Annotated in this window: 19 protein-coding genes; 8 read left to right on the top strand and 11 right to left on the bottom strand. The window is 68.7% G+C overall.

Going from position 1 to position 18,877, the window contains the following annotated elements; all coding sequences use genetic code 11:
- Positions 1 to 350: 350 nt before the first annotated feature.
- Positions 351 to 818, bottom strand: a complete 468-nt coding sequence (locus tag C8263_RS12420; RefSeq protein WP_107138445.1) for an S-ribosylhomocysteine lyase — start codon at positions 816 to 818, stop codon at positions 351 to 353.
- Positions 819 to 925: 107 nt separating this feature from the next.
- Here C8263_RS12420 and lspA point away from each other — a divergent pair, with 107 nt between their 5' ends.
- Positions 926 to 1,465 carry a signal peptidase II gene (gene lspA, locus C8263_RS12415; protein WP_107138444.1) on the top strand — a complete coding sequence of 180 codons (540 nt, stop codon included), beginning with the start codon at positions 926 to 928 and terminating at the stop codon, positions 1,463 to 1,465.
- Positions 1,466 to 1,531: 66 nt separating this feature from the next.
- Here lspA and rpmB read toward each other — a convergent pair whose 3' ends face one another.
- Positions 1,532 to 1,747: a 50S ribosomal protein L28 gene (rpmB, locus tag C8263_RS12410; protein ID WP_107138443.1), complete on the bottom strand. Its 216-nt coding sequence runs from the start codon at positions 1,745 to 1,747 to the stop codon at positions 1,532 to 1,534.
- A gap of 217 nt (positions 1,748 to 1,964) precedes the next feature.
- Entirely contained in the window at positions 1,965 to 2,234 is a 270-nt protein-coding gene (locus C8263_RS12405; protein WP_107138442.1) for a GlsB/YeaQ/YmgE family stress response membrane protein, read from the bottom strand.
- Between the two features lie 407 nt (positions 2,235 to 2,641).
- On the opposite strand from C8263_RS12405, the gene thrC reads away from it, so the two are divergent.
- Together thrC and thrB are read left to right on the top strand one after the other, a co-directional pair.
- A complete protein-coding gene (gene thrC, locus C8263_RS12400) occupies positions 2,642 to 3,682 on the top strand; it encodes a threonine synthase (protein WP_107138441.1) in 1,041 nt (346 codons plus the stop codon).
- Between the two features lie 112 nt (positions 3,683 to 3,794).
- Positions 3,795 to 4,697, top strand: a complete 903-nt coding sequence (gene thrB / locus C8263_RS12395) for a homoserine kinase (RefSeq protein WP_107138440.1) — start codon at positions 3,795 to 3,797, stop codon at positions 4,695 to 4,697.
- A 171-nt stretch (positions 4,698 to 4,868) separates the two neighbouring features.
- On the opposite strand, the gene C8263_RS12390 is transcribed toward thrB, so the two are convergent.
- The 4 genes from C8263_RS12390 to C8263_RS12375 form a co-directional block, all read right to left on the bottom strand.
- Entirely contained in the window at positions 4,869 to 5,582 is a 714-nt protein-coding gene (locus C8263_RS12390) for a c-type cytochrome (protein WP_158263794.1), read from the bottom strand.
- 172 nt (positions 5,583 to 5,754) lie between these two features.
- Positions 5,755 to 6,108 carry an MGMT family protein gene (locus C8263_RS12385; RefSeq protein ID WP_107138438.1) on the bottom strand — a complete coding sequence of 118 codons (354 nt, stop codon included), beginning with the start codon at positions 6,106 to 6,108 and terminating at the stop codon, positions 5,755 to 5,757.
- 33 nt (positions 6,109 to 6,141) lie between these two features.
- Positions 6,142 to 7,812 carry an N-acetylmuramoyl-L-alanine amidase family protein gene (locus C8263_RS12380; RefSeq protein ID WP_107138437.1) on the bottom strand — a complete coding sequence of 557 codons (1,671 nt, stop codon included), beginning with the start codon at positions 7,810 to 7,812 and terminating at the stop codon, positions 6,142 to 6,144.
- Positions 7,813 to 7,969: 157 nt separating this feature from the next.
- A complete protein-coding gene (locus tag C8263_RS12375) occupies positions 7,970 to 8,785 on the bottom strand; it encodes a peptidoglycan-binding domain-containing protein (RefSeq protein WP_107138436.1) in 816 nt (271 codons plus the stop codon).
- A gap of 119 nt (positions 8,786 to 8,904) precedes the next feature.
- On the opposite strand from C8263_RS12375, the gene C8263_RS12370 reads away from it, so the two are divergent.
- On the top strand, positions 8,905 to 9,681 hold the full coding sequence (locus tag C8263_RS12370; protein WP_107138435.1) for a DsbA family oxidoreductase: 777 nt from the start codon (positions 8,905 to 8,907) through the stop codon (positions 9,679 to 9,681).
- A gap of 65 nt (positions 9,682 to 9,746) precedes the next feature.
- Here C8263_RS12370 and ftsH read toward each other — a convergent pair whose 3' ends face one another.
- Complete coding sequence (ftsH, locus tag C8263_RS12365; RefSeq protein WP_408608059.1) at positions 9,747 to 11,606, bottom strand: ATP-dependent zinc metalloprotease FtsH; 1,860 nt, start codon at positions 11,604 to 11,606, stop codon at positions 9,747 to 9,749.
- Positions 11,607 to 11,785: 179 nt separating this feature from the next.
- Between ftsH and C8263_RS12360 the strand changes: the two genes are divergently transcribed.
- On the top strand, positions 11,786 to 13,585 hold the full coding sequence (locus C8263_RS12360; RefSeq protein WP_233218792.1) for a copper amine oxidase N-terminal domain-containing protein: 1,800 nt from the start codon (positions 11,786 to 11,788) through the stop codon (positions 13,583 to 13,585).
- A 215-nt stretch (positions 13,586 to 13,800) separates the two neighbouring features.
- Here C8263_RS12360 and C8263_RS12355 read toward each other — a convergent pair whose 3' ends face one another.
- Positions 13,801 to 14,358 (bottom strand): peroxiredoxin, encoded by a 558-nt coding sequence (locus C8263_RS12355; RefSeq protein ID WP_107138433.1) that lies wholly within the window; start codon positions 14,356 to 14,358, stop codon positions 13,801 to 13,803.
- Between the two features lie 70 nt (positions 14,359 to 14,428).
- The gene (gene der / locus C8263_RS12350) at positions 14,429 to 15,748 is read right to left on the bottom strand and encodes a ribosome biogenesis GTPase Der (protein ID WP_107138432.1); all 1,320 of its coding nucleotides are present in this window, start codon (positions 15,746 to 15,748) and stop codon (positions 14,429 to 14,431) included.
- A 196-nt stretch (positions 15,749 to 15,944) separates the two neighbouring features.
- On the opposite strand from der, the gene C8263_RS12345 reads away from it, so the two are divergent.
- The gene (locus tag C8263_RS12345; RefSeq protein WP_146160673.1) at positions 15,945 to 16,343 is read left to right on the top strand and encodes a hypothetical protein; all 399 of its coding nucleotides are present in this window, start codon (positions 15,945 to 15,947) and stop codon (positions 16,341 to 16,343) included.
- Positions 16,344 to 16,631: 288 nt separating this feature from the next.
- Here C8263_RS12345 and C8263_RS12340 read toward each other — a convergent pair whose 3' ends face one another.
- Positions 16,632 to 17,039: a hypothetical protein gene (locus C8263_RS12340; protein ID WP_107138430.1), complete on the bottom strand. Its 408-nt coding sequence runs from the start codon at positions 17,037 to 17,039 to the stop codon at positions 16,632 to 16,634.
- A gap of 397 nt (positions 17,040 to 17,436) precedes the next feature.
- Between C8263_RS12340 and C8263_RS12335 the strand changes: the two genes are divergently transcribed.
- A complete protein-coding gene (locus tag C8263_RS12335) occupies positions 17,437 to 18,306 on the top strand; it encodes a sulfurtransferase (protein ID WP_107138429.1) in 870 nt (289 codons plus the stop codon).
- A 62-nt stretch (positions 18,307 to 18,368) separates the two neighbouring features.
- Positions 18,369 to 18,848, top strand: a complete 480-nt coding sequence (locus tag C8263_RS12330) for a hypothetical protein (protein ID WP_146160672.1) — start codon at positions 18,369 to 18,371, stop codon at positions 18,846 to 18,848.
- Positions 18,849 to 18,877: the final 29 nt, after the last annotated feature.

Raw genomic sequence — 18,877 nt, 5'->3', positions numbered from 1 at the left:
ATCAGGACCTTTGCGGCCCTGTGATTCGCAATTTCTCGCTCGCTTCCATCGGTTGTCATGCACCTCGCCTCGCTTGAGGCTCAGAAAAGATACAGGTCATTCCGCTGCTTGTCAACACCTCCCCTTCCCGTCTTCTTTCGAGTTGGAGAAAGCAGCACAAAAAGAGCGCTGTACACAGAAAAAGCGGCCGCCTTCCGGCCGCCGCTGTGTCCAGATCAGTCTGCACGGGTGCAGTCTGCTTTGCCCTTCCCACAGACGCCGACTGGATGCTCCACGTCACGCCCACAGCGCCATTCGACTTCTACCAGCGCCATATCGCCAGCACACCTGTCGCGCCGCGCGTTTCCCCTTTACCGCTGAATCAGCACCGTCTCCTGTACTTTCAACCCCTGCTCCAGGGCGGCGCGGGCCAGGTGCCGGGCCTGGGCCAGGTCGTGGTCCCGGTAGTTGCCGCATTCCAGTTCGCTGACACCCGGGATTGGCCACTCATGACTGGCGGTGTCCTGCAGCGCAGCCTGAAAGGCGCCCAGCACCCCCTGCTCGTCAGGCTCGCCAATCACGGCCATATACAGGCCTGTGCGGCAGCCCATGGGAGACACGTCCACCACAGTCGGCAGGTAATCACGCAGGTAGCCGGCCAGCAGATGCTCGAGGGTGTGCAGCGCCGCCGGATCAATCGCCCCCTGATTGGGTTGCAGCAACCGCAGATCGTATTTACTGATGTGGTCGCCCCGGGGCGTGGTCTTGACGCCGGCCAGCCGGATATAGGGGGCGTGAACCCGGGTGTGGTCCAGATCAAAGGATTCAACATTGGCCATGCCCCTATTGTGCCGCCCCCCGGCCCGCCAGACAGCACAGCGCCAGAGAGACTGGCCCACTGGCCCCGCCTGCGCGCCACCCCGGGCAGCCCCGAAAGCGGCTCTTTATACTGCGCGGCGTGCCCACACTCACTGACCGTTCGCGCCGCACGCCGTTGTGGTTGCCACTGCTTGTCGCCGCGCTGCTGGTGGCAGCGGATCAGGCGCTGAAAGCCTGGGCGCTGGCCAGCCTTCAGCCAGACGGCAGCGTGCGCCCCTTTCTGCCCGGCCTGCTGGACTGGCAGCTGACCTTTAACACTGGCGCGGCGTGGAGTCTGTTCAGCGGCAGCGCGGTCCCCTTGGCGGTAGGCCGCATGGCGGTGGGGCTGGGCCTTCTGGTGTATGTGGTGCTGCGGCCCCAACCCAGGTTGCTCAGCGTGGTGCTGAGCATGATTGCGGCGGGCGCCATTGGCAACGCCATTGACGGCCTGCGCCAGGGCAAGGTGACTGACATGCTGCACTCGCCGCTGCTGAGCAGCGTGACCCAGGCGCTGTACGGCGGCAGTTTTCCCATCTTCAACATTGCCGACATCTGTGTGGTGACGGGAACCCTCATCCTGATTGTGCTGAGCCTGCTGGGCGAGCGCCGTGCCAGGGCCAGCGTGTAAAGGCCTAACCCAAAGAAAAATGGCCCCAGTCAGAACGACGGGGCCACTGTTGTGATGAGGGTGAGGTCAGGCCACGGCCTTACGGCACTTGCCACACACGCGCAGCCGCAGCGTCACGCCGCCACGGGTCACCTTCAGGGGCTGGAGGTTGGGTTTCTGGGACCGCTTGGTAATCCCCGTGACCTTACGACCCACGCCGCCGGCCGCGCGGGCCTTACCACGGCGGATGACCGAGTTCACCACAATCGGCCCCTTGCCGCACACTTCGCACACTTTCGCCATGATGAGTCTCCTTCTTCAGTCCGACCTTTTTCCTTGGGGGTCAGGGGCGCAGCCCCATTGTTGGATGCCGCGCTGCGCCGACCCCAGGTCAGACAAGCCGTCCGACTGTAGCACATGGCAGGCCTGGGCGCAAAAGCATGGGGAACCCTGGGTCAGGGGCAGGCCAAAAAAGATGGACGGTGCGCGGGGCACCGTCCGGGAAAGACGCCTGTCAAGGTTAACGCAGGATGCGCAGGGCTTTGAGGATGGCGATCAGCACCACGCTACCGACCACGCCCCACACAATGCTCCAGAAGTTAAAGCCGTTGCCCGCCACGCCAGCCGAGCCGATGTTGAGCACGCTGCCGAAGACGGCCTGGGCAATCAGGCTGCCCACAATCCCGATCAGGATGTTGGCGATGGCGCCCTGCTGCGCATTGGTCTTCATGATCAGGCTGGCCAGCCAACCCACCAGTGCACCCACGAGAATCGTAATAATCCAGTCCATGTTATTGACCTCCCTTTTCTTGGTTCTTGCGAGAAATTGAAATCAACGATGTCGTTCGTTGTGAGAGCAGCATGCGACCGTGTTAGGAGCGTAATTGTAGAAGCCCGTACTTTCTCAAGAGGGGTTGAAGGTGGGATGGACGTCGCCCAAATCTGAGTTAAAACCTGGGGGCTTTTTTGCCCCTGCTGACGCTCATATCTGACCTGACCCCTAAGTCAGAAAGGGTGAGGGAAAACGTGCCCAGGACGCGCGGTAGGTGCCACAACGGTCAAGGGCCACCCGCTGGAGTGGCGCGGCTGCCTCGTCTCTTCCAGCACCAGTACTCAGCCGACACCGGCATTTGTCTTACCCCTGCCGGGATGGGCGGCTGGCGGCTGGGTAGCATGCCCAAACGGAGGTCCACCCTGATGCCCGGACTACTTGAACGCTACCGCGCCTATCTGCCCCTCACGCCGCAGACGCCCCTGCTGAGCCTGAGTGAAGGCAGCACGCCGCTGATTTCCGCGCCGCGCCTGAGTGCCCACCTGGGCGTGGACCTGCACCTGAAATACGAGGGCCTGAACCCCACTGGCAGCTTTAAAGACCGGGGCATGGTGGTGGCCGTGGCCAAAGCTGCCGAGGCCGGCGCCGACACGGTGATCTGTGCCAGCACCGGCAACACCAGTGCCGCCGCCGCCGCCTATGCCAGCCGCGCGGGCCTGAAGTGCATCGTGCTGATTCCCGACGGCAACATTGCCCTGGGCAAGCTGGCGCAGGCCGTGGCCTACGGCGCCCAGATTGTGGCGGTGCGCGGCAACTTCGACGAGGCCCTGGGGCTGGTGCGCGAGATCAGTGCGGAGCGGCCCATCGCACTGGTGAATTCGGTCAATCCCCACCGCCTGCAGGGGCAGAAGACGGCGGCCTTCGAGATTGTGGATGAACTGGGCGCGGCCCCCGACATTCTGGCGCTGCCGGTGGGAAATGCCGGGAATATCAGCGCCTACTGGATGGGGTTCCGGGAGTACCGCAGCGCCGGGCAGACAGACACACTGCCGCGCATGTGGGGCTTTCAGGCATCGGGGGCGGCGCCGCTGGCCCGGGGCCTGGACCGGGTAGAGCAGCCTGAAACGCTGGCCACCGCCATCCGCATTGGGTCGCCGGCCAGCGCCCACCTCGCGCGCGCAGCCGTGCAGGAGTCCGGCGGTCTGTTTGACCATGTCAGCGACGACGAGATCATGGCGGCCTACCACCTGGTGGCGCGCGAGGGGGTGTTCTGCGAACCCGCCAGCGCCGCCCCGGTGGCAGGCCTGTTGAAGCTGCATGCCGAGGGGCGCCTGCCCAGCGGGCAACGGGTGGTGGCTGTACTTACGGGCAACGGCCTGAAAGACCCGGGCAGCGCCATGCGCGCCGTGCAGGCCCCGGCCGCTGTGGACGCCACCATGGACGCGGTGCTGGCGAGCCTGGCATGAGGGGGGCTGAAGGGTCCCAGGGTCTCAGGGTCCAAGGGTCTCAGAGCAACCGGGGCTCCTCCTTGGCCCCCTCGGCCCTCGACTCCTTGACGGACCTGCGCCGGAGTGCCCCATGACCTTTACCGTGCGGGCGCCGGCCAGCAGCGCCAATCTGGGACCTGGCTTTGACAGCCTGGGGCTGAGCGTGCCGCTGTACACCACAGTGCGCGTAACCCCGCAGGCGGTAACGGAAGTGGTGCCTCTGGGGGCAGATCTGGCCGGCACGCCCGCGGATGAACGCAACTACGTGTACCAGGCCATGACGCTGGCCGCGCGCCGCGCCGGGCGTTCCCTCCCCCCAGCGCGCATTGAGATTGAAACCCAGGTGCCGCTGGCCCGGGGCCTGGGCAGCAGCGCCGCCGCGCTGGTGGCGGGCATCGTGGCGGGCAATGAGCTGCTGGGGGGCCCCCTGGACACCGAGACCGTGCTGGACGTGGCGGCGCGGGAAGAGGGGCACCCGGACAACGTGGCGCCGGCCCTGCTGGGCGGCATCGTGGTGGCCACCCTGGACCGGCTGGGCACCCATTACGTGCGCCTGACGCCCCCGGCCCACCTGGGGGTCACGGTGCTGGTGCCCGACTTCGAGCTGAGCACCAGCAAGGCGCGCGCGGTGCTGCCGGGGGAATACAGCCGCGCCGACGCAGTGCACGCCCTGTCGCACGCGGCGCTGCTGGTGGGCGCCCTGGCCCAGGGCCGCCTGGACCTGCTGCGCCACGCCATGCAGGACTATATTCACCAGACGTGGCGCGCGCCGCTGGTGCCGGGCTTGAGCGACATTCTGGACGAGGCGTGGCGGCACGGCGCCCTGGGCGCGGCCCTGAGTGGCGCGGGCCCCACTGTCCTGTGCTTTCACGACACCCGCCATGCCACGGCCCCCCTGCACGCCTACCTGCAGGGGGTGATGGCCCGCAGCGGCCTGACCGGACAGGTGATGGACTTTCCCATTGACGAGGCCGGCACGCTGGTGGAGCGCTGAGGAAGAAACAGGAGCCGGGGGCTGTGGACCGGGCCCTGGGCACAGGCGGGAGCCGCAAGGAGCCCACAGTGGGCCTGGGCGATCCTCACCACCCGTCGCTCCGCTTCCGCCCCCAGACCCAGAGCAAGCACCCGCAGCCCTGAAGGCCACGGGTGCGGGCAACCACCGTCTTCAGTTCAGGGTCTTGATGTAAGCCAGCAGATTGGCCACCTGAGGGTCGCTGATCTGGTCCTCTGAAAAACGGGGCATGGCCTGGCTCAACTGACGGGTGGGAGTGCGGCCCTCGCGCAGGGTGGCGGTGAACTGAGCCACCGACCAGCTTTGCACGCCTTCCTCGTTCACCAGGGAAGGCCCCAGGGCCCCCTCGCCCTGCTGGCCGTGGCAGCCCGCGCAGTTGCTGGCGTATACCTGCCGCCCGGCTTCCGTGTCGCCCTCCGTGTCGCCTGCCGTTTCACCAGCCGCACCTTCAGCGCCCTGCGCCTCTCCGGCCGCATCGCCCTGGCCTGCAGCTCCGGCGGCCTGCTCACCGGCCGCGCCGCTGCCCGCGCCCGCGTCTTCCTGCTGATCCGTGGGCTCTTCACCCTCAGCGCTGGCCGGGTCCTCGCCCTGGTTGCGGCTGTCCTGGGCTTCACCCTGGTCGCCCTGGGCGTCGCCGGTTTCGTTGCTGCCGGCGGCTTCGCGGCCACTGGCAGCCCCGGCCGACCCCGACTCTCCGCCCGAGGGCGTGCCGGACGCCTCCGTCTGTCCCTCGCCTGTGGCGGCCAGGTTCGGCTGGGCCATCAGGCGGGGGGTGACGATCAGCATGGCGACCCCCAGAATGACCCCCAGCGTCACGCCCAGCGCCCAGGACAGGACGCTCCCAGCGGTTCGAATGCGTGCGTTCATGCCGGGAGCATACTCCGCGCACCCGGGGACGTTCCGGCAGAGCAGGATTGGCATTTCTTCATGCCCGGCCGCGGCGCCTCCAGCGTCCGTCGCCACCACAACACAGGCCGGTGGGTCGGCGCCACGCCAGGAAACCGTTTTGGTTTTCCTCGCCTCTGGTCGGAGGGCAGCATTAGAGCAGGGTGGGCGGCGGGGCCAGGGGCGTGCCCTCCGGCCACCACTGCAGCCGGGTCAGGTCACAGCGGCCAGATTCGTCAAAGGTGACGCCCTCGGCACGCAGCAGGCCTTCTTGCAGCTCACCCACGCCCACCTTGTGCGTGCTGACGCGGCCCTGCGCGTTGATCACCCGCTGCCAGGGCAGGTCCGAGCCGTCCATGAGACTGTTCAGGACGTAGCCAGCCTGCCGCGCGGCGCCGGGTTGACCGGCCAGCAGGGCCAGCTGGCCGTAGGTCATGACGCGGCCCCGGGGAATCTGGGCCACCAGGGCCAGCACGCGCGCCCGAAAGCCCGCTGGAGAGTCAGTCATGGGCCCATTGTGGCGCAGCCGGGGCCGCGCCGCTCAGGGCCGTTTGGCGGTGGCCTGGGCCGGTGCGGTCTGGGCCGTCACGCCACTGACCAGCGCTTCCCGAATGCCCAGGGCGATGCCCTGCGCCACCCGGTCCAGATAGTTACTGTCCTGCAGGTTCAGGCCGTCCACCGGATGGCTGGTATAGCCGATTTCCACCAGGGCCGCCGGCACCCGGCTGTTGCGCAGCACTGACAGCGACTGCGAGTTCTTGAGGCCCCGGCTAAAGGCGCCGGTCACCTCGGTCATGTGGCGCTGCAGCAGGCCCGCCAGCGCGGCGCTCTGCGGGTGGTTGGGGTTCCACCACGTCTCGATGCCGTAGCCGCGCAGGGCCGCGTTGGCGTCCATGGCGTTCACATGGATAGAGACGAACAGCGCCGTCCCCGGGGTCCCCAGGGCCGCACGCAGGGCCAGATCAGTGTTCTTGACGGGATGCAGTTCCCGGTCACTGTCGCGCGTGAGCACCACATCCACTCCCGCCCCTTCCAGCAACTGGCGCACGCGCAGGGCCACGGCCAGCGTGACTTCCTTTTCCACCACTGTGCCCACCGCCCCGGGGTCGCGCCCCCCGTGCCCGGCGTCCAGCACCACACGGGGCCGCACGAAGTTGGCGCTCAGGGCCAGGATGGCCGTGCCGCGCGTGGCCAGCACCGGAGGCACCGCCCCCACCGCGCGCTCGGCAGGCGTGAGGGGGCTCAGGTCGGCCAGGGCGGGCGACAGGTCCAGCACCAGCCGCCACGCGCTGCCCGAGGCCGGGGGCAGCAGCTGCGCGCGCCAGCCGCTGCGCGCCGTCACCGGGGCCGGGGTCAGCAGCGACACCACGCCGCCCCCGACCCCCGGCACAAAGCGCCACTCCCGCACCTCTGGGCTGACGCTGCGCGCGCCCTGTGCGGCCAGGGTCACCCCGCTCAGCTCCACGTTCAGGCCAGCGGCGCCGGGCACCAGCCGGTAACTGCTGCCGGGCGGCAGGTCCAGCACCACCCGCGTCTGACCGGGGTTCTTGCCAATGCGCGGGGCGGCCAGCAGCGCCGCCGTGGCCGCGCCGGGCACGCGGCCCTGCAGGGGCATGGGGCCGCTGAGCACCGGCCCGGGCAGGGCGGGCGCCGGGGGCAGCACCTTGGCCGGGGCGACGGTGTCACCGGGCGGCAGCGTGGGCGTGGCCGTCAGCACAGCCTGCGCCCCAGGGGTGGCCGGGGCGCTGCTCAGCACCTGACCCTGCAGGGCCGGCGCCGCCCCGCCGGTGATGGCTGGCCCCAGATCCAGAATCAGCACGCGGGCGCCGGTGGCCAGGGTGGCTTCGCTGGCCTGCCAGCCGGCGGTAAAGGACAGGGGAAACGGAGTAAACAGGGTGATCTGCCCGGCCCCGGCGCGCACCTCGTTGACGCTGCTGCCGGGGTTGGTCAGCACCCCCGCCGGAATGCGCGCGCCCTGTACGTCCAGCCGCAGGCCGCTGAAGGTGGGGGTCAGGGTGTAGCGGACCCCAGCCGGGAGATCGAACACCACCCGGGTGGTGCTGCCCTGGGTACTGAAGCGGGGCGGCCCGAAGGTCACGTTCTGCATCCCGGTCAGGTTCAGGGGCGCGGCGGGGACAGTGGTCTGGGCCAGCCCCGCGCTACTCAGCGCAAACAGCAGGCCAGATGAGAACAGGATGGCCGTTCGCTTCATGGTGCTCCATACTCTACGGCCAGGCAGTGAGAACTCCTGGTGCCGTCTCATGGCAGCACTCAGAAAGAAAAGTGACGCTGGGTCAGCTTTTTTTGTCCCTCTATGAATCCGTCAGGGCATCATCAGGGCGCCGGGTCTCATGGACCGGCACGGCGGGTCAGGGCGAGGGGGGCGGGGTAAACGGCTTGGCGGCCGTGCTGAACAGCGCGTCCCAGGTGGCCCGGTCCACCCGGCCCGTGGCCCGCAACCCCGCCGAGGCCTGAAACGCGCGCACCGTGTTGGCAGTCACGGGCCCATACCAGCCGTCGCCCTGGCCACTGCGGGCCGGACGCATCAGGGCAATCAGGCGGTTTTGCACGGCCAGCACGTCGGGACCGTTCAGGCGGGGACTTTGCACCTGCAGGGTGCGGCGGAAAGCCAGCGGCGCGGCCGAGCGGGCCACCGGGGTGGAGGCAGGCCGCACGCTGGCCCCCGCTGAACTGGCTCCACTGGTGGTCGCCCCGCTGGAGACGGTTCCTGCCGCACCAGCGGTCCCCGCCGCGCCCGTGCTGGGCACGGTCCCTGAAGCGGGCGCACTGCCCGGCGGCACATCCAGGTACAGCAGGGTCTGGGCGCGGCCCTCGGGATCAGGCTGCAGGCGCAGGTAGACAGTGCCGCCCGGGGTGCGCAGCCAGTTGTACACGCTGCGCTGGTCATCCTTGCTGCGCCACACCCCGTACAGGTCGTCGCCCAGCGCCCCGGTGAGGGCCAGGCGCGTTTGCTCCACGGTGCGGGTCACGCCCACGCACTGCTTGTTGGCCGTGCCAATGGCCTGAAAGCTGGCTGGGCAGTTGCGCAGCACGCCACCCAGCGACTGGGTCAGCCGGGTGGCGGCGCGCTCCAGGGTGGTGGCCGGGGCACTGGGCGGCGCGGCCAGGGCCAAACCCAGCAGGGCCGGGGCCAGGGGCCACAAAGAGCGAGCAGACACAGTCATGGCTGCAGTGGTAGCACGCGCGGCCTGACGCCAGCTGAGGCTTTTCCCATCCGGTGTTCACATTCGTCTGTTTACTTTGTTTTCTCAAGCCCTTCAGAAAGTTGTGGCACACTGAGGGCATGACCGCACTCTTCTCTCCCTCGGCCCCCGGGCAGCTGCGCGTGGACATCTGGTCGGACATCGCCTGTCCGTGGTGTTATATCGGCAAACGGCGGCTGGAGCGGGCCCTGGACAGCTTTGAGCACCGTGACCGTGTGGAGGTGGTGTGGCACAGCTTTGAGCTGGACCCCAGCGCCCCGCCCGTGCTGGAGCGCACGATGGGCGAGGTGCTGGCGCAGAAATACGGCCGCAGCCCCGCGCAGGTGCAGGCCATGATGGACCAGGTGAGCGGGGTGGCCGCCGCTGAGGGCCTGACCTACCGCTTTGAGCAGGCGCGGCTGGGCAGCACCTTTCTGGCCCACCAGCTCATTCACCACGCGGCGGCCCACGGCCAGCAGGGCGCGGTGAAAGAGCGGCTGCTGCGCGCTTATTTCAGCGAGGGGGCGTGCATGGGCGACCTGGACACCCTGGTGGCCCTGGCCGCCGAGGTGGGCCTGGACCCGGCTGAGGCGCGCACCGCGCTGGCAGAGGGCCGCCACGCCGCCGCCGTGCGCCAGGACGAGACGCAGGCCCAGGCCCTGGGCATTTCGGGGGTGCCGTTTTTCGTGCTAGGCGGCAAGTACGGCGTGAGTGGCGCGCAGGACCCCCAGACGCTGCTGGGCGCCCTGCAACAGGCCTGGGCCGAGGTGCAGCCCCCTGCCCTGACGGTGCTGGGCCGCGCCGATGACGCCGGCACCTGCGAGGACGGCGCCTGCGCGGTGCCGGACACGGCCGGGCCGGACTCAGTGTCCCGGTAAGGCCGGCGGCCGCCCCCAGCGCCTGCTCCCGACGGTCAGGGTCCCCCGGGCCCTGGCCGCTCGTTTTACGCCGGGTCCGGGCTCAGGCGGGGCGCAGCGGCAGGGCTGTCCTCGGCCGGGCGGCCTCCGGCGTCCAGAGGCGGCAGGGTGCCGCCGGCCAGCACGGTCTGCAGGTCCTCGCCGCTCAGACTTTCGCGGGTCACCAGTTCATCGGTCAGGCGGTGCAGCAGATGAACGTGTTCCTGCAGCAGGGCCACGGCGCGGGCGTACTGGCCGTTGAGCAGCCGCCCCACCTCGCTGTCTATGCGCTCGGCGGTGTGATCGCTGTACAGACCCTGCACCGGGCCGCCGCCCAGGTACGCGCTGCCTTCCTGCGCCAGGGCCAGCCCGCCCAGGTCGCTCATGCCCCATTCGGTTACCATGCGCCGCGCCAGCCCCGTGGCCTGCTGAAAGTCGTTGGCGGCCCCGGTGGTCACCTGTCCGGTGGCCACCTCCTCGGCGGCGTGCCCGGCCAGCGCCACGCACAGGCGGTCCAGCAGCGCGGCGCGGGTGTGGTGCATCCGGTCTTCCGGGGTGTACAGCGCGCTACCCAGACTGCGCCCACGCGGCACGATGGTGAGCTTGTGGGCCTTGTCCGCATGGGGGAGGAGTTGGGCGGCGAGGGCGTGACCGACCTCATGAAAGGCGGTGACCTTGCGGTCGGCTTCGCGCACCACCAGACTGCGCCGCTCCGGGCCCATCAGCACCCGGTCTCTGGCTTCATCCACATCCCGCATCGTGATGCGTCCCCGCCCCGAGCGCGCCGCCAGCAAGGCCGCCTCATTCAGCAGATTCTCCAGGTCCGCGCCCACCATCCCCGCTGTGCGCCGGGCCACCACACTCAGGTCCACCCCCGCGTCCAGGGGTTTCTTGCGGGCGTGAATGCGCAGGATCATCTCGCGCCCCCGCACGTCGGGGGCGTCCACCACCACCTGCCGGTCAAAGCGTCCCGGGCGCAGCAGCGCGGCGTCCAGGACATCGGGGCGGTTGGTGGCGGCCAGGATGATCACCTCCTGTCCACTGCCAAAGCCGTCCATCTCGACGAGGAGCTGATTGAGGGTCTGTTCGCGCTCGTCGTTGCCGCCCTGGAAGCCCAGACCACGTTTGCGGCCGACGGCGTCAATCTCGTCAATAAAGACGATGCAGGGCGCGGATTTGCGGGCCTGCTCGAAGAGGTCGCGGACGCGGGCGGCGCCGACGCCGACGAACATCTCGACGAAGTCGGAGCCGGAGATGGAGAAATAGGGAACCCGGGCCTCGCCGGCGACGGCCTTGGCGAGGAGGGTTTTGCCGGAACCGGGGGGCCCCACGAGGAGGACGCCGTGGGGAATGCGGGCGCCGAGCTGGTGGTAGCGCTCGGGCTGGCGCAGGAAGTCCACGACTTCCTGCAGGTCCGCCTTGGCCTCGTCGCAGCCGGCCACGTCTGCGAACGTCAGCTTGATCTGCCCCTCCCCGATCACCGACGCCTTCGACCGCCCGAAATTGCTGGCGGCGTCGTTGCCGCCGCCCTGGCGACCGCGCAGCAGCAGAATCACCAGGCCCACGATCAGGGCCAGGGTCAGCAGCACGCTCAGGGTGCCCAGCACACTCAGCCGGGGGGGCGCGGCGTAGGCCACGCTCACGCCCCGGGCCTGCAGGGCGTCCAGGTTCAGCAGGGGATCGGCGGCCAGGGTGCGGGTGCGGTAGGGCTCATTGTTCAGCTGCCCGGTGACCACGGCCGTGCCGCTGTGGTAGGCAATCACCGCACTCTGCACCTCTCCCCGGTTCAGGGCCTGGGCAAAATCCGTGAGGTTCAGGTCGTCCTGACGGCCACGCGGCCACAGGGCCAGGACCAGAAGCACCGTCACGGCCGCGGCCACGCCCCACAGCCACATGGGGCGCTTCAAGCGTTCCTCCGGCCTGCGCCCTTTCTGTCTGGGACCATGCCCCAGTGTAGGCCGCCCCCTGCACCCCAACTGCGAGGCACCTTCCCAGGTCGCTGCCACCTTAAGGGTTCGGTCATGGTGGCGGGACACCAGGGACGAAGCGGCAGACGCGCGTCAGCTTGGCAGGCCATACTCGGCGGATGCGGTTTGCCCGTCTCTCCTCTTCCCTGTCGCCCCTGGCGGCCCAGCGCTTCCGAACCCGCGTCCTGGCCCTGCTGGGCCTGCTGGCCCCCGCCGTGCCGGGCGCGACGCTGACCCTGGCCACGCCCCCTGCCCACGCCGCGCAGCCCTTACTGGGCGCCGTGCAGCTGACCTTTACCCCCGATGACCGCGCGGCCTACGTGAACGGCGCCCCCACCCAGTGGCTGGCCCCGCCCCGCCTGCTGGGTGGGCGCACCATGCTGCCGCTGCGCGAAACGGCGTCGCTGCTGGGCCAGACCCTGCCCGGCAGCGGCCCGGTGGTGCAACTGGCCCGCCTGAGCATAGATACCCGCGCGAACACGGCGGCCCTGGCCGGGGTGCCGCAGCCGCCTGGCACCGTAGCCCTGGTGGGCGGCGTGACCTACGTGAGCGCCCGCACCCTGGCCGACGCCCTGAACGCCAACCTGACCACCGACGATGGCCGCACCTTTACCCTGACTGCCTTGCGTGACGGCGGCAACCCCCTGATTCCGCAGGCGCGCTTTTCCACCGACAAGACGGTGTATGCCCCGGGCGAGCGGGTGGTGTACACCGAATACCCCTTCGACCCGGACGGCGCCGACATCACCGCGCGCCGGTGGACCGGCCGTCAGGACGTGTACTTTCAGCCCGGCACCTATACCATTGGCCTGACGGTGACCAACAGCCGGGGCCTGCAGAGCACCCCCTTTACCCGCACCATCCGGGTGGAGGGCACGCCCATTGACACGCCGCTGACCTACGCCCTGAAGTACGCCCAGCCCGGCGACGCCTTTCCCGACCCGCAGATTCTGACCTATCCCTCGGCGCTGGCCACCCCGGTGGAGGGCCCCAGTTACCCGCTGCTCTTCAGTGACAGCCCCGAGGTACCGGATCAGAGCGGCATTCTGTACCAGGACAGCGTGGTGGGCCGCGCGCGGCTGCTGGCCTATCACCTGAATGGCCTGGGCAAGCCTGCCCGCGTGTACGTGATGGCCCGCAACCTGGAAAGCCGCCCCGTGGAGGTGCGTACCGAGCGCCTGGGCGAGACGGCGCCCACCCGCCTGGAAAGCATTCTGGGGCAGGTGACGCTGCTGGAATATTTCGCTTCGGGCGGCGGCACCACCCTCACCCTCTCGCCGGGGCAGGCGGCGGCGGTGTATGCCAGCCCCACCCTGAACCCGGGCAGCGGCGTGAATGTCATGCAGGACCTGAGCACCTCGGGGCGGGTGGAGCTGACCTTTCTGATTCTGGAAGACAGCCTGCCCCCCACCGCGCAGGTGGCCCAGCAGCTGCCGTACCTGAAGCCCGACGGCCGCCACGTGCGCGGCACCTTTCCGGGCGCGGTGCGCACCCTGCGTGTGAACCTGGGCGCGCTGCCCACGCGCATTGTCATTGGCGACGGCCGGGTGGACCCTGCCCTGACCGGCACCGACGCCCTGACCGGCCAGGGCGTGCGGCTGGCGGGCAACTACGGCGTGCTGTACGACCTGGAAGTGAACGGCGCGGCCGGCACCGTGGTGGCCCTGAGCCCCCGGGGCGGGCTGTACCGGGGCGCCATGAACATTCAGGACGGTCCCATCAACCAGACCATCAAGCTGCCGCGCGTGGGCAACGCCCTGAAGCCCGACGAGCCGGTGCTGCTATGGCGGGCCCAGTCCGACCGCCTGAACATTGATTTCGTGCCCAGCAGCGGCTCGAACCTGCCGATCAGTCTGGTGTTTTACCGCACGCGCAGCCTGAGCGGGTTTGGGGGCGTGCTCAAGACCTACCAGCCGTAGGAGCAGATGGTTGAAAGGTAATCGGTGATGGAGAGAGGAGCGGAGGCGGGTGTGCCTCCGCTTCTTACGTTAAGGACGTTGCCCCTCACGTTGCGGCTTTGCAGGAGAGCACCGCAAAGTCTCCATTCCCGGTGCAACGTCCTTTTTTCGAGACTCGCTCTGCGGCGCCGCTGTTCCAGCCCGCTCGGTTGATCGGGGACTTGGCAGCGAGCGACTTAAGAGTGGGCGGCCAGCCACGCCAGCACGTCGGCGGCGTTGCGGTCCGGGGGGAAGACGGGGAAAAAGACATGTTCCACCACGCCGCCGCGCAGGATCAGGGTGGTGCGGCGCAGCAGCGTTTCGCCGCCGGCCTCGAAGGTGGGGAGCTTCAGGGCGCGGCTCCAGTGCCGGTCGGCGTCCGACAGCAGGGCAAAGGGCAGGTGGAGGCGCTCGGCCGCCTCCTGCTGATAGGCGGTGGGCTGCACACTCAGGCCGAAGACCCGCGCCCCCGCCGCCTGAAGTTCCGCGTGGTGGTCGCGAAAGGCGCAGCTTTGCGGGGTGCAGCCCCGGGCACCGGGAATCTGGTCCCAGCCCTCCGGCACGGCTCCATCCGGGCGGCCCGTTTTGGGGTAGAGGTACAGCACCGTGCGGCCGGGCAGCGCCGAGAGGTCGTACGTCTGGCCATCGGTGCCGGGCAGGCGCAGAGCCGGCACCCGCTGCCCCGGCAGGTGGTCGCAGGCGCCGTCGTCGACCGGAGCGGGCAGGTCGGCGGGAAGGGCGTGCAGGTTGGTCATGGGGGCAGGATAGGCGCAGGGGGGAGGCCGGACGGCTTCTCCCCTGCTCAGGCACCTCCCTTCATGCCGCCTACTCTTCGGCGCCCTTCTTGTCCTTCTTGTAGGGGCCCTTTTCCTTCCACTTCAGGCGCACCGGAATGCCGGCCAGCTGCAAATCCTCGCGGATGCGGTTTTGCAGGAAGCCCTCGTAGGCCCGCGTCACAAAATCGGCGCGGTTGCAAAAAATAGCGAAGGTGGGCGGCGCCGTTTCCACCTGCGTCATGAAGTACATTTTCAGCTTCTTGCCGTGAAAGTTGGGCACGGCCTGGCGCATCTGCCAGACTTCCAGCCAGCGGTTGAGTTCGCTGGTGGGAATGCGGCTTTGCCACTTCTCGTGCAGCTTCATGGCCTCGGCCAGCATGTCGTGAATGCCGTATTCGTTCAGCGCGCTGGTGTACACGCGCGGCGCGTAGGAAATATGGTGCAGCTTCTGGTTCAGGTCCTTTTCCGTGCGCTTGAGTTCATCGTCAGGCACGAGGTCCCACTTGTTCACCACCACGATCACCGGTTTGCCGCTGTCGTAGGCCAGATTGGCCAGCTTGAGCTCGTGGTCGCCCAGGTCCCCCGCGTTCACCACCAGCCAGATCAGGTCGCTGCGTTCGATGGCCGCCTGCGAGCGCTGAATGGCGTAGTCCTCAATGGCGGTATCGGGCTTCTTGCGAATGCCCGCCGTGTCCACCAGCACGAAGCGCTGACCGCCGTAATCCCACTCCACGTCCAGGCTGTCGCGGGTGGTGCCCGGCTGGTCGGCCACAATGGCGCGCTCGCTCTGGGTGATGGCGTTGAGCAGGCTGCTTTTGCCCACATTGGGGCGGCCAATCAGCGAGATGCGGATGGGCGCCACTTCCGGCACGTCCTCATCATCCTCGGGCAGGTGGGTCAGCACCCGGTCCAGCAGGTCGTCCAGGCCGCGCGCGTGCTCGGCGCTGATGGCAATGGGCTCCCCGAAGCCCAGGCCCCACAGCTCGGCCATATAGACCTCGTGCTTGGGGCTGTCAATCTTGTTGGCGACCAGAATCACGGGCTTGCCCAGGCGGCGCAGCCACTCGGCCACCTCGTAGTCGGCCGCCGAGAGCCCCTCGCGGGGGTCCAGCACGAAAATCACGGCCTGTGCGCCTTCCATGGCCCACTCGGCCTTTTCCCGGATGGCCGCTTCCCACTCGTCCCCGCTCCACAGCCCGCCCGTGTCAATCAGGGTGATGCGGTGGTTGTGGTAGAGCATCAGCCCTTCCTTGGCGTCGCGGGTGACCCCGGGAAAATCGGCCACCACGGCTTCACGGCGGCCAATCAGGCGATTAAACAGGCTGGACTTGCCGACATTGGGTCGGCCCACAATGGCAACTTTATGCATAGACGCTCCTTTACGGTGCCGGAACCTGGGCGGCGTCTGCCCGGGGTCCGCCGAAACTGGCCGGTCTTCTCACGGCGAGAAGTCGCTGGCGAAAGGCCAGTCTAGCACGGGGGCGGCGCGGATTGAGGGCCCAGGCACAGAGAGAAGGGCGCACTCGACGAGCCGCCCGCCCCTGCCCCGCAGTACGCTGGGCACCATGGCAAACTCCAGGCGGCGCACAGGGCTGGCGTGGCTTCTTGTTCCTGCAGTCGTGGCGGGCCTGTGGTGGCTGGGGCGCCCTGGCGAGGAGGGCCGCGTGCTGCGCGGGGTCGGGTACGAGGCAGAGGAAGAAGAGGTGTGCCTGGGTGGACCGGGGCGCCTGGTGTTCAGCGGCGAACCTGAACAGGCAGACCTGGTGGCCCTGCAGGGCGCGGTAAGCGCCAATGCCGCTCGCGTCGGCGCTGCGTTGTCGGGGTGGCGCACGGTCAGCCTGCCGGGCGCCATTGAGGCCCAGGAGGCCGACTGGACGCGCGACGGCCAGCGCCACGTGGTACGGCTGGTGGGCCCCACCCCGCTGGACGATGACGCCACGGCGTGCCTGTTCCTGATGAACTGACCCTGGTGACAAGAACCCCGACCTGAACCGTTAACGGCCTCCCCCCTCCCATCTCAACGGTTTGGGAGAGCGCTGAACCCTGTCCATCCCCGGTGCGGGGCCCTGTGTTCGCTTCTCGCCTCCCTCGGTTGACCTCAAGCTCAACCGCCAGCGACCTGGCAGAATGGTGCCATCCAGGCGAAGCGGAAAAGAGAAAGACGGGGTCCAGGCGTAAGCTCCACACCCAGAACCCATCTTCAACGCGGCCGGGAGCGTCCACAGGCCCCCAGCCGCCCGCAGCACGGACCCTTACGGCACCGGATTCAGAATCACGTCGTCGCAGGGCATGTACCAAGACGAGCCGCCAAAGCCGCCCGTGGCCGACGCGCGCTTGAAGCCCAGCACGCTGTTTACGCCCGACAGGGTCAGGGTGAGCGCGCCGCTGCTGCGCACCTGCCCACGCGGCACATCCGCCCAGGTGCCCTTGACCGTGTTGCCGCTGCGCACGCCGGAAAAGACATGGGTCCAGGTTTTGCCGCCGTCGCTGCTCTGGCCCAGCCACCACACCTGATTGCCCAGCTGGCGCACGTAATAGGTGCCGCCGTCATTGGCGCGCCACACGCCGTTCATGTCTTTGGGGGCGGCGCAACTGGCGTGGGCCGTGCCCAGCAGGGCGGCGCAGAGGGTCAGCGGGGCCAGGAAAAACAGTCTGTTCATGGTGGTGCCTCCTGTGGGGTGGGCGCGGGGTGGGCCCGGGAACTGCAGGCACCTTAAAAGAGACGCCGTGATCGCTCCATGATCGGCCGCTGGTCCGCACCGACCCGGGGGCTGGAGGAAGCTGACCGGCACCCAGCCGGGCAGGCCGCCCGCTGCTGACGTAGCCTTCACCCGTGCAGGCGAATGTGGGGCCGGCCTTCATCACCTCGAACGGCAACAAGCCCCCCCGCGTTATGCACGGCTCCACCCCTGGCCTGCGCCGCCGAACGGCGCCAGGCCGTTCTTTTCCAGCTCGCCCGGCAGGACTTGACCTGAGCTGCATACTGCGGTATCTTATTTTTATCACCGCCGAAGAGGGCGGATTTTTTGTTTTGGGCTCAGCGGGGTAGCCTGCGGCATGACGCCGCTGCCCACGCCCCTGGTCCCCACCGACTGGCTGATGGCCCATCTGCATGACCCCCAGGTGCGTGTGCTGGACTGCCGCTACGCACTGAGCGATCCGCTGCTGGGGCGGCTGGCTTACCTGCAGGGCCACATTCCAGGCGCCACCTACGCCGACCTGGAAACCGACCTGAGCGGGCTAGTGCAGGCCGACGGAAGCGGTGGCCGCCATCCCCTGCCCGGCCCCGAGGCGCTGGCCGGGTGGCTGGGGGCGGCAGGGATTGGCAACGACACGGCCGTGGTCTGTTACGACGACCCGGGCACCGGCCAGGGCTTCTACGCCGCGCGGGCTTGGTGGCTGCTGCGCTGGCTGGGGCACACACAGGTGGCGGTGCTGGACGGCGGCTGGCCCGCCTGGGTGGAGGCCAGCGGCGCTGTAACCCTGAGCGAACCTGAGCATTCCCCCGTTCCCTTCCTGCCCCACGTTCAGGCCGACCTCGTGGCCAGTGCCGCCGACGTGCGGGCGCGGCCAGCCGGAACCCTGCTCCTGGACGCCCGCGCCCCGGCCCGCTACCGGGGCGACGCAGAACCCATTGATGCCAGGGCCGGGCACATTCCGGGCGCCGTGAACCGCGAGTGGAGTGGCGCCCTGGATGAACGCGGATACTGGCGCCCGGCCGGGGAACAGGAGGCGCGGCTGGCGACAGGCGGGCAGCCCACCATTACCTACTGCGGCAGCGGCGTGAGTGCCACGCCCAACCTGCTGGCCCGCGAACTGGCCGGCGTACCGCTGGGCCCCGCTAACCGCCTGTACGCCGGGTCCTGGAGCGACTGGATCAGCGACCCCGGACGGCCAGTGGCCACGGGTGAGGAAAGAAGTCGTTGACCCACTGCCACCCGGCGGATTTGTTCGACACTCCTGCCTCTCTGTGCTTTTCTTAGGGGGTGATGAAGAAGCTTCTCATTTGCTCGACTCTGCTGCTGGCTGGCTGCGCTGCCACGACCCCTCAGGAACCTTTCAAGGCGGGCGACTCCTTCGAAATGACGGGCACCACCAAGGCTGGCATGAACGTGCAGCAGATCTACACCCTGCGTGGACGTCCCGACTTTGGCGACGACCTGTGGATTTACAGCGCCAACGGCCGCAAGCCGGACAACGCGCTGCTGTTTATTGAGCGCGAGCAGGACGTTGCGGTACTGGTCGAAGAGACGCCCCCGCCTGCGGACCGGCCCGCCAGTGAAGAATGGATGCTGCTGTGCCTGACGGCGCCCAAAGGGCCCGGCTGGGCCAGCGCCAAGGGCCTGCTGCTGCACAGTACGGCCGACGACATGAGCAAGCTGCTGGACAGCCTGGACAGCGGTTCAGACCTCAGCACCTTTGCAGGAGTGGCGCAGCAGGCCGGCACCTGCACCGTGCGCCGCCTGTAACGTTCCTGAACCCCAACAACCTGACGCTT

The organism is Deinococcus arcticus (genome assembly GCF_003028415.1).
Taxonomy (GTDB): Bacteria; Deinococcota; Deinococci; order Deinococcales; family Deinococcaceae; genus Deinococcus; species Deinococcus arcticus.
This window is presented reverse-complemented; position numbering and strand designations above follow the sequence as displayed.

Bases quoted from the DNA above. Each gene is read 5' to 3' on its own strand.
- C8263_RS12420 (WP_107138445.1), bottom strand. From the start codon at position 818: ATGGCCAATGTTGAATCCTTTGATCTGGACCACACCCGGGTTCACGCC.
- rpmB (WP_107138443.1), bottom strand. From the start codon at position 1,747: ATGGCGAAAGTGTGCGAAGTGTGCGGCAAGGGGCCGATTGTGGTGAAC.
- C8263_RS12405 (WP_107138442.1), bottom strand. From the start codon at position 2,234: ATGGACTGGATTATTACGATTCTCGTGGGTGCACTGGTGGGTTGGCTG.
- thrC (WP_107138441.1), top strand. From the start codon at position 2,642: ATGCCCGGACTACTTGAACGCTACCGCGCCTATCTGCCCCTCACGCCG.
- thrB (WP_107138440.1), top strand. From the start codon at position 3,795: ATGACCTTTACCGTGCGGGCGCCGGCCAGCAGCGCCAATCTGGGACCT.
- C8263_RS12390 (WP_158263794.1), bottom strand. From the start codon at position 5,582: ATGAACGCACGCATTCGAACCGCTGGGAGCGTCCTGTCCTGGGCGCTG.
- C8263_RS12385 (WP_107138438.1), bottom strand. From the start codon at position 6,108: ATGACTGACTCTCCAGCGGGCTTTCGGGCGCGCGTGCTGGCCCTGGTG.
- C8263_RS12380 (WP_107138437.1), bottom strand. From the start codon at position 7,812: ATGAAGCGAACGGCCATCCTGTTCTCATCTGGCCTGCTGTTTGCGCTG.
- C8263_RS12375 (WP_107138436.1), bottom strand. From the start codon at position 8,785: ATGACTGTGTCTGCTCGCTCTTTGTGGCCCCTGGCCCCGGCCCTGCTG.
- C8263_RS12370 (WP_107138435.1), top strand. From the start codon at position 8,905: ATGACCGCACTCTTCTCTCCCTCGGCCCCCGGGCAGCTGCGCGTGGAC.
- C8263_RS12360 (WP_233218792.1), top strand. From the start codon at position 11,786: ATGCGGTTTGCCCGTCTCTCCTCTTCCCTGTCGCCCCTGGCGGCCCAG.
- C8263_RS12355 (WP_107138433.1), bottom strand. From the start codon at position 14,358: ATGACCAACCTGCACGCCCTTCCCGCCGACCTGCCCGCTCCGGTCGAC.
- der (WP_107138432.1), bottom strand. From the start codon at position 15,748: ATGCATAAAGTTGCCATTGTGGGCCGACCCAATGTCGGCAAGTCCAGC.
- C8263_RS12345 (WP_146160673.1), top strand. From the start codon at position 15,945: ATGGCAAACTCCAGGCGGCGCACAGGGCTGGCGTGGCTTCTTGTTCCT.
- C8263_RS12340 (WP_107138430.1), bottom strand. From the start codon at position 17,039: ATGAACAGACTGTTTTTCCTGGCCCCGCTGACCCTCTGCGCCGCCCTG.
- C8263_RS12335 (WP_107138429.1), top strand. From the start codon at position 17,437: ATGACGCCGCTGCCCACGCCCCTGGTCCCCACCGACTGGCTGATGGCC.
- C8263_RS12330 (WP_146160672.1), top strand. From the start codon at position 18,369: ATGAAGAAGCTTCTCATTTGCTCGACTCTGCTGCTGGCTGGCTGCGCT.